Source organism: Mycetocola sp. 2940, from assembly GCF_040548835.1.
In the GTDB taxonomy this organism is placed as follows: domain Bacteria; phylum Actinomycetota; class Actinomycetes; order Actinomycetales; family Microbacteriaceae; genus Mycetocola_A.
Window position 1 is genome coordinate 205,430 of sequence record NZ_JBEPSK010000003.1, and the last position, 15,712, is coordinate 221,141.

Annotated in this window: 14 protein-coding genes; 5 read left to right on the forward strand and 9 right to left on the reverse strand. The window is 65.4% G+C overall.

Features of this window, described 5'->3' with window-relative positions; genetic code table 11:
• Window positions 1-183 precede the first annotated feature (183 nt).
• The 4 genes from rsmG to ABIE24_RS05830 all read left to right on the forward strand — a co-directional run bounded on the left by rsmG (window position 184) and on the right by ABIE24_RS05830 (window position 4,479).
• Window positions 184-819, forward strand: coding sequence for a 16S rRNA (guanine(527)-N(7))-methyltransferase RsmG (gene rsmG / locus ABIE24_RS05815; RefSeq protein WP_354497673.1), 636 nt, complete (start codon window positions 184-186; stop codon window positions 817-819).
• 168 nt (window positions 820-987) lie between these two features.
• Window positions 988-1,293, forward strand: a complete 306-nt coding sequence (locus ABIE24_RS05820) for a GIY-YIG nuclease family protein (RefSeq protein ID WP_354497675.1) — start codon at window positions 988-990, stop codon at window positions 1,291-1,293.
• A 1,261-nt stretch (window positions 1,294-2,554) separates the two neighbouring features.
• Window positions 2,555-3,526 (forward strand): ParA family protein, encoded by a 972-nt coding sequence (locus tag ABIE24_RS05825; RefSeq protein WP_502916244.1) that lies wholly within the window; start codon window positions 2,555-2,557, stop codon window positions 3,524-3,526.
• Entirely contained in the window at window positions 3,526-4,479 is a 954-nt protein-coding gene (locus tag ABIE24_RS05830) for a ParB/RepB/Spo0J family partition protein (protein WP_354497677.1), read from the forward strand. The genes ABIE24_RS05825 and ABIE24_RS05830 overlap by 1 nt, the downstream gene beginning before the upstream one ends.
• A gap of 22 nt (window positions 4,480-4,501) precedes the next feature.
• On the opposite strand, the gene ABIE24_RS05835 is transcribed toward ABIE24_RS05830, so the two are convergent.
• From ABIE24_RS05835 to ABIE24_RS05870, 8 genes are all read right to left on the reverse strand, one after another.
• Entirely contained in the window at window positions 4,502-5,455 is a 954-nt protein-coding gene (locus tag ABIE24_RS05835) for a D-alanine--D-alanine ligase family protein (protein ID WP_354497679.1), read from the reverse strand.
• 35 nt (window positions 5,456-5,490) lie between these two features.
• The gene (locus ABIE24_RS05840; protein ID WP_354497681.1) at window positions 5,491-6,813 is read right to left on the reverse strand and encodes an aminotransferase-like domain-containing protein; all 1,323 of its coding nucleotides are present in this window, start codon (window positions 6,811-6,813) and stop codon (window positions 5,491-5,493) included.
• Window positions 6,814-6,956: 143 nt separating this feature from the next.
• Window positions 6,957-7,280, reverse strand: a complete 324-nt coding sequence (gene trxA / locus ABIE24_RS05845) for a thioredoxin (protein WP_297359289.1) — start codon at window positions 7,278-7,280, stop codon at window positions 6,957-6,959.
• Between the two features lie 30 nt (window positions 7,281-7,310).
• The gene (gene trxB, locus ABIE24_RS05850; protein WP_354497683.1) at window positions 7,311-8,285 is read right to left on the reverse strand and encodes a thioredoxin-disulfide reductase; all 975 of its coding nucleotides are present in this window, start codon (window positions 8,283-8,285) and stop codon (window positions 7,311-7,313) included.
• Window positions 8,286-8,476: 191 nt separating this feature from the next.
• Entirely contained in the window at window positions 8,477-10,105 is a 1,629-nt protein-coding gene (murJ, locus tag ABIE24_RS05855; protein ID WP_354497685.1) for a murein biosynthesis integral membrane protein MurJ, read from the reverse strand.
• Window positions 10,102-12,330, reverse strand: a complete 2,229-nt coding sequence (locus ABIE24_RS05860; protein WP_354497687.1) for a DUF6049 family protein — start codon at window positions 12,328-12,330, stop codon at window positions 10,102-10,104. The genes murJ and ABIE24_RS05860 overlap by 4 nt, the downstream gene beginning before the upstream one ends.
• A gap of 504 nt (window positions 12,331-12,834) precedes the next feature.
• Entirely contained in the window at window positions 12,835-13,107 is a 273-nt protein-coding gene (locus ABIE24_RS05865; protein ID WP_354497689.1) for a GIY-YIG nuclease family protein, read from the reverse strand.
• Between the two features lie 196 nt (window positions 13,108-13,303).
• The gene (locus tag ABIE24_RS05870) at window positions 13,304-13,657 is read right to left on the reverse strand and encodes a hypothetical protein (protein WP_354497691.1); all 354 of its coding nucleotides are present in this window, start codon (window positions 13,655-13,657) and stop codon (window positions 13,304-13,306) included.
• A 141-nt stretch (window positions 13,658-13,798) separates the two neighbouring features.
• Here ABIE24_RS05870 and ABIE24_RS05875 point away from each other — a divergent pair, with 141 nt between their 5' ends.
• Complete coding sequence (locus ABIE24_RS05875) at window positions 13,799-14,164, forward strand: TraR/DksA family transcriptional regulator (RefSeq protein WP_354497693.1); 366 nt, start codon at window positions 13,799-13,801, stop codon at window positions 14,162-14,164.
• A gap of 3 nt (window positions 14,165-14,167) precedes the next feature.
• Here the strand turns inward: ABIE24_RS05875 and ABIE24_RS05880 are convergent, their stop codons facing one another.
• Window positions 14,168-15,682, reverse strand: a complete 1,515-nt coding sequence (locus tag ABIE24_RS05880; RefSeq protein ID WP_354497695.1) for a glycoside hydrolase family 43 protein — start codon at window positions 15,680-15,682, stop codon at window positions 14,168-14,170.
• Window positions 15,683-15,712: the final 30 nt, after the last annotated feature.

Genomic DNA, 15,712 nt, shown 5'->3' on the forward strand with positions numbered 1-15,712 from the left:
CCCTGACAGTGAGCTCGTTGAGGTCCGTCCCCTCGGCGTTGAACCGTCCGCCTTCCGTTGTTTGATCTTGTCGAGAGCGCCGTAGGTGCCATCAGCACGTCATATTCACCCGATCTCACCATCGACTCCTTCCAAACTCCTTCGCCGCGACCCGTTCCCCAGAACGAATAGAGTTAAGAGGACATGACTGACTCCACGCTTGAGACCGAACCCGCTGCCGCATCCGAACTTCTCGGAGACCGCGTCGAGTTGACGCGGCGCTTCACAGAGAACCTCGCCACCCATGGAGAGGAACTCGGCCTCATCGGACCGCTCGAACTCCCGCGGCTCTGGACGCGGCACGTGCTGAACAGTGCCCTGGTCGCCCCGTTGCTCCGACCGGGTCTCGTTGGTGACGTCGGATCCGGGGCCGGCTTACCCGGTTTGGTTTTGGCTATCGCCCGCCCGGATGTGCAGTTTGTGCTCATCGAGCCGATGGAGCGCCGTGTCGCTTGGCTAAATGATCAAATCGGCGACTTAAAATTGAGCAATGTGACTGTCGTACGCGAGCGCGCCGAAGACGTGAAGCTCGCCGACCGTCTCGACCAGGTTACCGCTCGGGCCGTGAGTGCATTCCGGAAGCTCCTTCCCCTCACCGCTCCCCTCCTCAGAGACGGCGGTGAGCTGGTGCTCATGAAGGGCGCCGGTGCACAGGCAGAGATTGACGCAGCTCAGAAGGAGATGCGTAAGTACAAGGTCACCGACGCACGTGTGCAGATTCTTGGCGAAGGCATCACTGAGGACGTCACTCGCGTAATCCTCGGAACCGTGCGCGGCTGATCATATAGCCGTTTTCGCGGCCTGAGCCGTTTCACGTGAAACAGGCGGCAGTCGTCGCGGGAGCTGGTGATCCCTCCACAGGCGCCGCACCCGGGATGGTTACTCATTATGCGAGGGGAACCGTCATTGGAGTTCCCCGCCCGTGGCAGCGTTGTGCGCATGCCATACATGTACATTCTCGAGTGCGCCGACGGAAGCTTTTATGTCGGTAGCACCTGGCATATCCTCGAGCGCGTTCAGCAGCACAACGAGGGTATGGGTGCCGCATACACACGCAACCGACTCCCGGTCGCACTGGTCTACACGGAAGAATACGCGAGCATTGCTGAAGCGTATGGCCGCGAGAAGCAGGTGCAAGGCTGGAACCGCAGAAAGCGGCGGGCGCTGATCGAAGGCCGGCCGGAGGACCTGCGCGATATCGAGCGTCTGCAAAAGCTAAGGCGGACTGCTGAGGGTAATGCTCGTCCCCCGTGACTTCCAGTACGCGTCGCGTCCATGGCTAGTAGGCGGCGGTGGGCGCGACGTCTCTCCTACGAAAGTCGTCGAGTTCGTCGAGACTCGCTCGATCAGCGCCTGGGTTAGCCGTCGACCCCGTCGACACAAGGCCCAAGGGTGATCCCGACGCGCTCGATCCCCTACTCCCTCGGTCGTCGAGCTTGTCGAGACGTGCCACAGGGAGAATTTCGATGAGCGCGATCCTCGGATTGGTTCGGTTTTACGTGAAGCATTGGCCGCCACGCTCGCCACCAGGTGAGTCGGTCGTCGAGTTTGGCGATACCCGGCCACAGGGCGGATCTCGGCAGGCTCGATCGCCGGAATGGTGGGGTTTCACGTGAAACATTGGCCGCAGCGCTCGTCGAGCTGGTCGAGAGGAGCGGAAGGGTGGATCTCGGCAGGTTCGATCGCCGGCTGAGCCGCTCGTCGAGCTCGTCGAGACGAGCCACCGGAGGAATCCTTGCGAGCTCGATCCTCGGAAAGCATCCGTTTCACGTGAAACGTTGGCCGCAGCGCTCGTCGAGGTGGTCGAGAGGAGCCGGAGGGTGGATCCCGGCAGGCTCAGTCGCCGGGATGGGTCGGTTTCACGTGAAACATTGGCACCAACACTCGTCGAGCTTGTCAAGACCAGGCCCCAGGACGGATCACGGCAAGCTCGATCGCCGGCTGACCCGGTCGTCGAGCTGTCGGCACCGGTCCTGGTGTCGACTTCGACAGCTCGATCGCTGGATGGTGACTGTTTCACGTGAAACATCGACCTCGAATTTGCCGACATTACCGCTACACGGCTCTCTCGAGGATCTCGACAGGCTCGATCATCGTCTGGGCTGGTGGTCGAGCCTGTCGAGACCAGGCCACAGGGTGGGTACCGGCAGGCTCGATCGCCGACTGAACCGATCCTCGAGCTTGTCGAGACGTGGCGCCAAGGTGGAGGATCTCGGCAGGCTCGATCATCGTCTGGACAGGTGGTTCAGCTCGTCGAGAGCGTCCGTAGCGTGGATCTCGGCAAGCTCGATCAGCGGATTACCTGGGTTTCACGTGAAACATCTCCCTCCCCGCTCGTCGAGCGTGTCGAGACGGGCTCCTCTGGGGGTCTCGACCGGTTCGACCAGCGCCTGGATCTCGGCAAGCTCGATCACTGGAGTCGGCTCCGTCAGCGCGGCACGGCGGCGGGCCTGGCGGGCGGGGGGGGACCACGTCGGGTACGGTTGAGAGAACGAAAGAACGGAGACCGTTTCACGTGAAACATCCCCAATCTAAAGGAGAGTCGGTGAGCACAACGTCCGTCACAGAAGAGTCATCGCCCCTCATGCGGGAGATCCTCGATTTGACCCACCGCCGCAAGAATCTCGCTCAATCGACCGTCCCACTCCCCGAAAAGACCCGGATTTTCACGGTTTCCAACCAGAAAGGCGGCGTCGGCAAGACAACGACGACCGTTAACGTCGCAGCCGCCCTCGCAAAATCGGGTGCGCGCGTGCTGGTGATCGACCTCGACCCCCAAGGGAACGCCTCGACAGCGCTTGGGGTGGATCATCACGCTGAGGTACCGAGTATTTACGACGTGCTGATCGACGATTTCCCACTCGCGGACGTTGTTCAGAAGAGCCCTGAATTCGACACGCTCTACTGCGCCCCGTCGACGATTCACCTCGCAGGTGCCGAGATTGAACTGGTTTCGCAGGTGGCTCGGGAACATCGGCTGCGGACGGCGCTCGAACAGTTCGTCTCTGAAGCCGAAACTCCGTTTCATTACGTCTTCATTGACTGCCCTCCGTCGCTCGGACTGCTCACAATTAATGCATTTGTGGCCGCAAAAGAGGTCCTGATCCCCATTCAGGCCGAGTATTACGCCCTGGAGGGCCTCAGCCAGCTCCTGAACAGCATTCACATGATCCAAAAGCACCTGAATCCGCCCCTGCGGCTCTCCACGATCCTGCTCACGATGTACGACGGACGCACCAACCTCGCGCACCAGGTCGCCGACGACGTGCGTGCGCACTTCCCCGTCGAAGTTCTGAAGACGGTGATTCCGCGAGCCGTTCGGATCTCAGAAGCACCGAGCTTCGGCCAGACGGTGATCAGTCACGACCCGAGCGGAGTGGGGTCCATCTCATACCTCGAGGCGGCCGCCGAAATCGCCAACAGACACGCCGAATCGGCGGAAACACAGCACAGCACAGCAACACCCCTTGAAGGAGCAACAAAATAATGGCTGCGAAACGCACCGGTCTTGGCCGCGGCATCGGTTCACTCATCCCCACGGCAACACAGGAGATGACCGACAACGGGCGCCCTGTCGACGTGTTCTTCCCTGACACCAACACGAGCCGCGCAAATGACGAGCGCCTCGTCGAGGTTCCCGGGGCCCGGCTGGTCAATCTCAACCCGCACGACATCGTTCCCAACGCGGCACAGCCCCGTACCCACTTCGACGCCGATCACCTCGCGGAACTCGTGCACAGCATCCGCGAAGTCGGAGTGCTTCAGCCGATCGTCGTACGCGAGCACGCCACCGAGAAGGGCAAGTACGAGCTCATCATGGGTGAGCGCCGTCTCCGCGCGACGAAGGAGGTCGGGCTCGACAGTATTCCGGCGGTCATCAAAGACACAGCGAATGAAGACATGCTTCGCGACGCGCTTCTGGAGAACCTGCACCGGTCCAACCTCAATCCGCTTGAAGAAGCATCCGCGTACCAGCAGTTGCTGTCGGACTTCGGAATCACCCAGGACCAGCTTGCGCAGAGAATTGGCCGGTCACGACCACAAATCACGAACACGATCCGGCTCCTCAAGCTCCCTGAGGCCGTTCAGAAGCGCGTGGCGGCCGGCGTGCTCACCGCCGGACATGCCCGCGCTGTTCTCTCCGTCGGTCACCCCGAGGGGATGCAGCGCCTCGCCGACAAGATCGTCAATGAGGATCTCTCCGTGAGAGCCGCAGAAGCCGCCGCCGCGCAGGGTCTCGCTCCGAAAAGACCCAAGCCGGCCCAGGGCCACCGCCACGGCCACCTCGACGAGATCGGTGAACGCCTGGGAGACCGCCTCAACACTCGGGTCAAGGTAACGCTTGGGGCCAAAAAAGGCCAGGTCACGATAGATTTCGCAACCATAGGTGACCTCAATCGTATCCTCGGTGAAATCGGCGAACCGGTCTACGGAGCCTGAGCCGCCAGGGGGGCTGCCGGGGTTACTCCCCGGCCGCCGCCACGGCAAGTGCGCTGTACGCGGAAGACAGCGTGAGCCCGGCCGCTTCGATGGCCTGGGGCACCAGTGACGTCTCGGTGAGACCAGGCAGCATGTTCGCCTCGAGGAACCACACCACCCCGTCGGCATCCACGATGACATCGACCCGTGAGATGTGCCGGAGGCCCAGCAGGGTGTGGACCTGCACGGCCACCTCGGCGGCCCGTGCGGCGATCTCCTCGGACACCCGGGCAGGCGCGTAGAACGTCGTCTCTCCGGCGTTGTAGCGTGCCTCGAAGCTGTAGACGCTCGATAGAGGCTGAATTTCCACGGCCGGAAGCGCCACCGGGCCGTGCCCGGAATCCATCACGGTGATTGCGAGCTCCGTGCCCTCGATTTTCTTCTCGATCAGGGCGACATCCGAGTAGGTGTACGCGTCGACCATCGCACGAGGCAGGTCGGCGGAATCCGTCACGATCGTCACACCCTGCGCTGAGCCGCCCTGAGCCGGCTTGACGACCGCGGGGGCGCCGATGCCGTGCAGGACCTCAGCAAGCACGCCGTTGGCGCCCAGCTCGCGGAACGTGCCATTCGGCAGGGCCAGCCAGTCGGGGGTGGCGATCCCGGCACGTGAAACGAGCACCTTGGCGGTGGGTTTGAACCACGCCAGCCCGGCGCCCTCGGGGTCCGAGCCGACATAACGGATGCCACGGGCCCGCAACAACGCCTGGAGCGCCCCGTCTTCGCCGCTGGCTCCGTGCAGGGCGGGCCAGACGACATCCGGCGTGTTCTCGGTCAGAGCCGCAAGCAGCGACGCGTCGGGGTCGCGCAGCGTCACGGTGTGGCCCGCGGCCTGCAGTTCCTCTGCCACGCGGCGCCCCGAGCGCAGCGACACGTCACGTTCGTGCGAGATCCCGCCAGCGAGCACCACGATGTTGAGCTTCTTGAATGTTGTCATGATCAGGCCTTTTCTGTGGTCTGGATGGCTGGAGGTCAGGACATGTTGGGGGGAGGCGCCGTGTACTGCCCACGCGTCTGCGAGCTGGTCAGGCGGCCCGTTCCCGCAAAGGTGTTCAGCAGGTCGAGCTCACCGTTGATGACGGTCGCAAGGCGTCGGATGCCGACACGGATGCTCTCCGGCGTCGGATAACAGAACGACAATCGCATGTTCTGGCGGCCGTCACCGTCGGCGAAGAACGCCGTTCCCGGGGTGTACGCGACCAGTTCCTTGACCGCACGCGGCAACATGGCCTTGGAGTCCAGCCGCTCAGGCAGGGTCAGCCACACGTAGAAGCCCCCGGTGGGGTTCGTCCAGGTGAGGTCGGGCAGGTATTCGCCGAGCGCCGCCAGCATGGCTTCCTTACGCTCTTTGTAGACCCCGCGGAAGGTGTTGATCTGTCCCTTCCAGTCGGCCTGGTCGAGGTACTGCGAGATGACGAGCTGGCTGAACGACGACGGGCAAAGAATCGCGGCTTCGTTCGCGAGGATCAGCTTCTCGCGGATGGCGTGCGGCGCGAGGGCCCAGCCGACCCGGAATCCGGGGGCGAGCGTCTTCGAGAACGTGCCGAGGTACACGACGCCGTCCGATTCCAGCGAGCGCAGCGCGGCAGGCGGCTTCTGGTCGAAGTAGAGCAGGCCGTACGGGTTGTCCTCGAGCACGAGGATGTCGTTCTCCCGCGCGATCTGGAGGATTTCACTGCGCCGGGCTTCGGACAGGGTGACGCCAGCGGGGTTGTGGAAGGTCGGGATCGTGTAGAGGAACTTGATCTTCTTACCGTCGGCTTTGAGCCGCGCGATCTGCTCACGCAGCGCCTCAGGGATGAGCCCGTCGTTGTCCATCGCGACGTGGTTCACCTGGGCCTGGTAGCTCTTGAAAATGACCATGGCGGTGACGTAGCTGGGGCCCTCGGCCAGGACGACGTCACCCGGGTCGATGAACAGCTTGCTGAACAATTCAAGGGCGTGCTGGCTGCCGGTCGTGATGACAACGTCGGAGGCGCTGCCCTTGATGCCTTCCAGGGCCATGACCTCGAGGGTCTGTTCGCGGAGCTTCGCGACGCCCTGCCCTGAGCCGTACTGCAGCGCGACAGGGCCTTGTTCGCGCATGACGCGACTCATGGCATCCGTCACCAGGTCCTCTGGCAAGGCGGAGACGAACGGCATGCCTCCGGCCAGCGAGACGACCTCTGGGCGGCTGGCGACGGCGAACAGGGCACGGACCTCGCTGGCGGCCAACCCGGCCGTGCGGGCGGCGTAGGAGCCGTACCACGGGTCGAGGTTGTTTCCGGATGCTTGGCGGTGCACTGGTTCTGACACTGTTCTTCCGTTCCTGATTCCTAATCGATGTTATCTGTGTTGGGGTGATGCCGATTGCGGGGTTGTGGCTCCTTGTGGGATGGCTTAAACGACGAGACCCGCCCGGCGTGTGCCGGACGGGTCGAGTTTCGAGGGTCGTCGGGCTACGCCAGGAAGGCGGCCAGGTCGGCCTCGAGGGCTGCCTTGGGCTTTGCACCGATGATGGTCTGCGCGACTTCGCCACCCTTGAACACCTTGAGGGCCGGGATGGAGGTGATCTGGTACTGCATGGCAAGGCCGGGGTTCTCGTCGACGTTCACCTTGACGATGTCGAGCTTGTCGATGTTCTCGGTCGCGATCTGGTCGAGGATCGGCGAAACCATGCGGCAGGGGCCGCACCATTCGGCCCAGAAGTCCACGAGGACCGGGCGGGCGCTCTGCAGAACCTCTTTGTCGAAGGTGCTTTCGGATACGGCGCGTGCTGACATGGGTTATCTCCTTTGTGGATGAATCGAAGTTTAGACGGATGCGGCGACGGCCGCCGCGATCTCGGGGTTCTGGTGGGCTTCCTGCTCGAGGCTGGCGAGGAAGTGTTCGGCGTCGAGAGCGGCGACGGTTCCGGATGCCGCGGCGGTCACGGCCTGGCGGTACGTCGGGTCGATCACGTCACCGGCCGCGAAAACACCCGGCAGATTGGTGCGTGACGAGCGGCCGTCGACGGCGATCGTGCCGTCCGCGGTGAGCTCGAGCTGGCCGTGGAACAGGTGCGTGCGAGGGTCGTTGCCGATCGCGACAAACAGTCCACCGAGTTCAAGGTGGCTCTCTGATCCGTCGACCGTGGACTTCAGTGTGACGCCGTCGACGGCGTTCTCGCCGCTGATGCCGACGACCTGCGAGTTCCAGATGAACTCGATCTTGTCGTTGGCGAACGCGCGATCCTGCATGATCTTGGATGCCCGCAGGCTGTCCTTGCGGTGGATGACGTAGACCTTCGACGCGAAGCGCGTGAGGAAGGTGGCCTCTTCCATGGCCGAGTCGCCGCCGCCGACGACCGCGATGGTCTTCTGCTTGAAGAAGAAGCCGTCGCAGGTGGCGCACCACGAGATGCCGCGGCCGGAGAGGCGTTCTTCGTCGGCCAGGCCGAGCTTGCGGTAGGCGCTGCCGGTGGCGACGATGACGGATGCCGCCTCGAAGTCGCCCGAATACCCGGTCTTCACGGTCTTGACGTCGCCCTCGAGCGAAACCTCGGTGACGTCGTCGAGGATGACCTCGGTCCCGAAGCGCTCTGCCTGCTCCTGGAACTTGGTCATGAGCTCGGGACCCTGGATTCCCTCGGGGAATCCGGGGTAGTTCTCGACCTCTGTCGTGTTCATCAACTCACCACCAGCTTCGACGCTCGACGCGAGAAGCAGCGGGTTGAGGTTCGCCCGAGCCGCGTAGATGGCGGCGGTGTAGCCGGCCGGACCGGACCCGATGATGATGACGTTGCGCACAAAAGCTCCTTGGGAAAATGGCAGTCGCTGAGTGGAACACATCCTACTTCGCCGATATTCCGGGAGCCTGTGTGCCGCGCTTCGGAGGGGCTCCGGTTACGTGGCGCGGGTCGATTCGCGGCGCGCGGGTGTATCGGCGCCCGCGCGCGGCAATTGCACCCGCGCGCGCTCCCCGGCAGGCCCAGGAGGCGTCAGCGGCGGCGCAGGCGCCGGGTGACCGGGCCGATGGCTTCGCGCAGCTCCGGGGAGCGCATGACGGTCAGCACGCCCCCGTAGACGACCGACATGGCCACGGCGACGAGCGCCATGGTGACGAGCGCACCGAGAACCGATGCCAGTGCCCATCCGCCGCTGTACCCGCCGAGCAGCCAGACCAGGCCTGCGCCCACGAGGACGGCGGGTACCGCAGCGACCGAGTAGATCACGAGGCTGCGCACGATCCGGGGCATCTCGAGTCCCGAGATCCGCTTGCGCAGGAGGATTCCCGCGGTCAGCATCTGCACCACGATCGAGATCGACATCGAGGCAGCGAGCCCGACTCCGATGTACCGCAACGGCAGGAGCGAGCACGAGAGCGCGAGAGCGATGTACACCGCGACCTGCACGAGGGTGAAGAAGAACGGCGTGCGGGTGTCACCGAGGGCGTAGAACGTGCGCTGGAAGACGAACAGAACGGCGAACGGCACCAGGCCGACGAGGTAGGCGATGAGGACGAAACCCATCGCCGCGGTGTCTTCGAACGCAGCGGTGAACAGGCTGGCGAACGGGAACGACAAAACGATGAGCCCGGCAGTCGCCAGCACGATGATCAGGGTGATCTGGCGGACCGCGGAGGAGACATCCGTTTTCAGGTCATCGGCACGGCCCTCGCGCACGTGCTCGGCCAGGCGTGTGAAGTAGGCGGTGGCCACCGACAGGGTGATCACCGAGTGCGGCAACATGAAGATGAGCCAGGCGTTCTGCAGGGTCGCCGTGGACGGACCGTTTCCGGATGCGATGAGGGCGACGTTGCTCTGGACCAGCCCCGCCAGCGTCGTCAGTGCGAGCATCGCGAAGGACCAGCCGGCGAGTTTGCCCGTGGCGCGAAGGCCGATGCCGCGCCAGCGGAAGTCGGGGCGGAAGCTGAGGCCGATCTGCCGCCAGAAGAGGAAGAGCACGAGGGCCTGCGCCACCACGCCCAGCGTCGCGGAGCCGGCCAGGAGGGTGATCATGTCGGGGGTCCACTCGGTGACCGCCCTCGTGCCGTTCGGGTCGGCTCCGAAAAAGACGATGAAGAGAACGAGTCCAGCCATGGCCACGACGTTGTTGATGACAGGAGCCCAGGTGAACGGACCGAAGAGTTTGTGCGCGTTGAGGATCTCGCCGAGCACCGTGTAGAGCCCGTAGAAGAAGATCTGGGGCAGGCACCAGTAGGCGAAGGTGATCGCGAGAGCGCGCGCCTCGGGATCGAGACGGACGGAGTAGAGGTGTACGAGGAACGGGGCAAGGACGACCGCCACGGCTGTCGCCGCGAACAGGACGACGAGAGTGATGGTCAGCAGCTTGTTGACGTACGACCGGCCGCCATCAGCATGGACGATGGATCGGACGATCGACGGCACGAGGATCGCGCTGAGCACGCCCCCCGCGATGATGACGTAGAGCGTGTTCGGCAGCTGGTTGGCCACTCCGAAGGCATCCGCACTCTTGCTGCTGACCAGACCGATCGTGGTCGCGAGCAGCATGGCCTTCACGAAGCCGAGGATGCGGGAGACCATCGTTCCGGACGCCAGAAAAAGGCTGGCGCGGCCGATGCTGCCGCTCGCGGTCGTCCTGGTCATCGGTCGTGAGCCTCCACGCCGGCGGCTGGCGCGGCATCCGTTTCGATTACGGCGCCCGTTGCGTCTGCGGCATCAGGGTCGGTCGGGTTGCGTCGCTCGGCTCTGCGCTTGCGGACGGTCCGGATGAGGCCACCGATGAACAGCAGGCCGACGAGCGCGGCGAGCACGGCGGCGCCGATGCCCTCCCAGTCCGCGCGGACGGTGACGGGAACGAACACGCTTTCGCCGATCAGCGCGCTCTGCGGCGAATAGAGCTGCAGGCGCACCGTGACTTCACCGTTGCCCAGCCGCGCCTCGACCGGTACCCGCACCGATTCGCGAGCGTTGGCGGCGATCTTCTGCGTGACGCTGGAGTCGACACTGAGCTTGAGGCTCGAGCTCGAGGCCTGCAGCACGACCGTCACGGGCAGGTCGTATTCGTTGCGCACCGAGAACGGCAGCGACGACTGGTTGCTGACCATGAGGATCGGGCTGGTGGCGGCGATCGAAACGGATTCGAGGGTGATCGTGGTCGCGGTGTCGTGAGCGGTGACGGCGCTTGTCCAGCCGTCGTTGTCAGGGCGCCAGGAGACCGCGAGCAGGGCCAGGATCTCGGCACGTTCCCTGCCGGTGAGGAGCGCAGGGTCGTCGAGCATGGTGGAGAAGGCAGCGAGGTCCGCTTCTCGGCCGTTGAGCCGCTGCACGAGAGCGATGCGCTCAGGGGTCTGGGGTGCGTCGACGACGGCCACCGGTGTTGGCTCCCGCTCCGCCGCCGTGCTCAGCACGCTCCCGGAGACAGGAGGCATCGACATGAGGGTCGTGATCGCGTCGCTGAGGCGGGATCCCGTCGGCGGCCACTCCCGGCCGAGGGTGAGCAGCAGCGTGCGCTGCGGGGCATCCTCTTCCGAGGAGATCACCATCAGCTGTCCGGCGAGGTCGGCCAGGGCGTCCTGCTGGTCGTCGACGTTCACCGCTGTGGAAGCGCTGCGCAGAGCTTCGGATGCCGCGGCGTCAGACACGAGGACCGACGCGTCCCCGGCTGTTCCGGCCGCTCCCAGGGTGTAACCCTCTTCGGTGGTTACATTGCTCGACGAGACGACGGTGGTCGTCTCTCCCGACGCTGAGAAGACCGGAAGATCCGCGCCGCGTACGGTGCCGTCGTCGGGCCAGACGATACCCGTCGTCGAGTACGGGAAGTCGGTGAGCTCAGCGAGAGTGGGCAAGGTCGGCACGGCAGGGTCGGGCGTGGGTGACGGAGTCTCGGCGGGTTCGGTGGGCGCCGGGTCCGCGGGGTCGGCCGGTTCGGTCGTGGCGTCAGGCACCTCAGCCTCGATGAAGTTCTCGGGATTGAGGCTGTAGAGCAGCGAGGTCGGGTTCATCAGTACCGTCAGGCCGGCCTGCGCCTGGACCGACGCGTCGGCATCCGCGTATTGGAGCGGGAAGGTCTCATTGGTGGCGCGGGTCAGCCGGTCGAGCCAGCTGACGGCCGACGCCGGGGCGGCGGTTCCGAGGGCGCGGATCGACGCGATGATCATCGGGTCGATACCGAGGGCGACCGGTCGGTCGATGAGCCCATCGAGCTGCCTGGTGAGCACGCCGGTTGCCGACGTGTACAGGGAGAGGGCGTCGGCGGTGAGCAGACCGGTAGCACCGGCGGGCGCGGTGATCGGAGCCGCGACCGCGACCCCGAGGGTGCGATTCGTGGCATCCGGCGTGTGGACGACCGTTTCGTTGGCCCCGACGACGGTGTCCGCGCTCGTGTAGCTCGCGTCGATCGGGAAGGCGCCCGCTTCAGCCGGAAGCCCGAGCAGGTCGGCCGTGATCGTGACCGGGATGATGGTGTGGGAGCCACCGGGCTCGATGGCCGGCACAGGCACACTGGTCAGGGGCCGGTCGCTTGAGACCTTCCCGGTGCCCGACAGCCACTCCGTGAGCTCGGTGCGGGACTCGATCGGTTCGGTTCCGGTCTCGAGCGTGAGGGTTCCGACGGGGAGCGCTGACGTGGTGGCGTTGTCGATGGTGACCGTCAGGTTCATCGAGCCGCCGGCCGGGAGAAAGCCCGATGACTGGCGGATCTCGACGGTGACCTCGTCGACAGCAACCGCTGCGGAAATCGGATCGGTCACCGGGTTGGCGACAGGGGAACTGTCGATTGCAGCGGCGCCGGACCCCACCCCAAGGGACACCAAACCGACCGCGGTGGCAACGAGCACGCGCAGCGTCTTTGGCAGTCGATTCTTGGTCATAAGCTTTCGCTGGCGCCTCGCCAGCATGAGACCTGATTCTACGGGTGGACGCTGGGCGGAAGCCGCCAGCCACTCCGCTGGCGGGGCACCCGACGCCGCGGGCCCCGCTGCTCCGCGTCCCCCCGCTCGCTGCTCCGCGCCCCCCGCTCGCTCGCCCCCCCCGCTCGCTAGAAGGAGCGCAGCGACTGAAGCGTGCGGGCCGGCGGCATAGGCTTCGGCTGATCAAGAGGTCTCCGCCGACGGGCTTCGTCGCTTCGCTCCTCCAGCCAGCGGGTGGTGCGCGTGCGAGGTTGCGCGACTTGGCTCGATCGTCGCTCGCCCTCCCGCTCGCTAGAAGGAGCGCAGCGACTGAAGCGTGCGGGCCGGCGGCATAGGCTTTGGCTGATCAATAGGTCTCCGCTGACGGGCTTCGTCGCTGGCGCTCCTCCAGCCAGCGGGTGGTGCGCGTGCGAGGTTGCGCGGTGAGAGACCTCGGCGTGCCGGGTTTGCGCCGACGAGCTTCGGTCAGATCAAATCCGACGGGTTCTTCCCGCCTGGTCCCTCGGCGATCAGGCGATCCTTCCTCCAGCGCACCCAGCCGTGGATCTGCCGCTCGCGGTAGTAAGCCTCATCGATCCGGTCGAACCACTCGAAGTAGACGAGTGTCAGCGGCCGTCGGCGAGAGGTGTACTTCGCGCCGAGGCCGGAGTCGTGCTGTTCCATTCGATGAGAGAGGTCCCAGGTGCTGCCGGTGTACAGCGTCCCGTCGGAGCAGCGAAGGATGTACATGTAAGGCATGAATCGAGGATGCCGCGGAGGGAATACAGCTCGGCAAGACCTGGTTTTTTGGTGGAGCGAGGCTTTTGCGCGCCGGGATGTGGAGGGGTGGACCCCGTCGCGCGAGGGCTTCGGCAGAGCCACAGGTCTTCCGCTGACGGGCTTCGTCGCTTCGCTCCTCCAGCCGGCGGGAGAGGGCCAGCCAGCGGGACGACCCCTACAGCCCGATCTCGCCGATCATCGACCACACCGTGCGCGTCAGGTCCGGATGCTCGAGCGCAATCTCGCGAAGAAGGTCGTACTCAAGCTGGGCGACGTTGTGGCGGTGGGTGTCGGCATCCGGTCGGTTGCTGCGGGCGGCGTACCGGGCCATCGTGTACTGCGCGGTGAGGCCTCGGGCGTCCAGGGCGTCGGCCCGCAACTCGTGGACGACGAGTTCGTCGACGGTCGGGAGGTCGTGGATGAAGTCGTAGGGGTCTTCGCCGGCGCGGCAGCGGTGCTCGATCATCACGTCGAGCTCATCACGGGCGTAGCGCCGCAAACGGGCAAGGTCGAATTGCCTTGTCGTCATGTCGGCCCCTTCCTGGTCGCTCCTGATGCCCGTTAAAGGGTACGCCCTCTCATTCGAGCGAGAACAGAGCAGGAAGCGCGCCTGAGGAATTCACGGAAAACGGCTCCCCGCGTGCGACGATGGGTTATGGAACACTCACGGTTGAGCACGGCAACACTGGAGCATTTCCGCACTGTCCTCGAAGAGCAGCGCGCCGAGCTCGTGCAGCAGCAGAAGAACCACGAGCTCACCCTCGCCGAGGTCAGGGTCGCCCGGGACGGCGAGACCGACGACGAGCACGACCCCGAAGGCCCGACGATCGCTTCCGAGTGGTCGAGGCTCACCGGCCTCCAGGAGGAGGCTGCCCGTCAGCTCACCGTGCTCGACAAGGCACTCGCCCGTGTCGACGACCGCAGCTTCGGGATCTGCGCGCGCTGCGGTAACCCGATCGGCCGCGCCCGCCTCGACGCCCGGCCGTCTGCCGAACTCTGCATCGACTGCGCCCGGCTCGCTGAAACCAGGCGCTAGGCATCACCGCGCGTCCGGGTCGTAAGCCGCGTATCGCAGCGATTCGATCGTCGCGGTGCCGCCGAGGGCGCGCACGCCGACGACGCGACCGGTGAATCCTCCGGTGACCTCCGTCGAGAGGTAGCGGCCGTCGACCCGCCCCAGGCTCGTGAAGCCGGAGGGCGTCACCACACCGGCCTCCAGGTCGTCCGGCCCGTTCGTGAGTGACGGAAGGGAGAGGACCCGAAGGGTGACGGCTCCCGGGCCGACATCGATCGGGTCGCCGACGGGCGACGTCAATGGGCCGACCCGGAGGATTGCTTCGGCCCGGCCGCCGATGAGACGCACCTCGAACCAGTGGCGCTCGTCCATGCGCACCAGAAGGGCTGCATCTCCCGAGGTGACCGGGGCCTCGAACGTCCAGAACTCGTCGCGGATCCGCGTCGCAAGCATCGAGGTTCGACCCGGCCCGCTGTCGTTCGGTCGAAGCGTCACGCCGCCCCCGGGTTCGATCGACACGATCTCCTCGAGCCGGGCTGCGGGGGACACCCAGCGGGCGTGCAGAGCCGGCAGCTCGAACCGATCGACGAACGACCAATCGGATGCCGGTACTGAGTAGCGGTTCTCATCGAACGTCGGCCAGCCGTCGACCCAGTCGATCCCGGCGAGGAACGTCTCGCGTCCGTTCACGTGGAACGACGGGGTCGCCCCGCGCGGACGCACCCCGAGGTAGACGGCAGCCCAGCTCCCGTCAGGCAGCTCGACAAGATCGGCGTGACCGGCGTTCTGCACGCGATGCTGCGTGCTGCGGTGCGTGAAGATCGGGTTCGCTGGGGTGGCTTCGAAAGGACCCTCGGGCGAGGCGGATCGCGCGATGGAGACGCTGTGCCCGCGCTCGGTCCCGCCCTCAGCGATGAGGAGGTACCACCAGGAGCCGTGCCGGTAGAGGTGCGGACCTTCGGGGTGCGCCATTCCGGTTCCCGCCCAGACGACGCGGGGCGTGGAGAGCAACTCGAACGTCTCGAGGTCGATCCTGGCCTGTGCGATCCCCGGCAGGGCGGGGTCGTTGGAGCAGTAGGTGATGTAACAGGTGCCGTCCTCGGCCCAGGCGAGGTCCGGATCGATCCCCGGCAGTCCGGTGATCGTGTGGGAGGGTTCCCACGGTCCAGCCGGGTCTGTTGCTGAGGTGATGAGCTGGCCGGCTTTCGCTCCCGACACGTCCGTCGTGATCATCCAGAACCGGCCGTCGTAGTGACGGATCGTCGGTGCGTAGACTCCGCCGCTCGCCCCGGCCGATCCAGCAACGAAGTGCTCATCACCGGACAGGATGTTCCCCACGAGGTCCCATTCGAGCAGGTCGCGACTGTGCCACAAGGGTACGCCGGGCGAGTACTCGAAAGACGAGTTGACGAGGTAATAGTCCTCGCCGACGCGGCAGATGCTCGGGTCGGGGTGGAAACCGGGAATGATGGGGCGGATGCTCGCGCTCACCGTGGCGAGATCGGTTGCGGCGAGCCGCGAAACGTCGATCGTTGTCATGTCTGCCTTCTGAGGTTCGTGCGGGGCGAC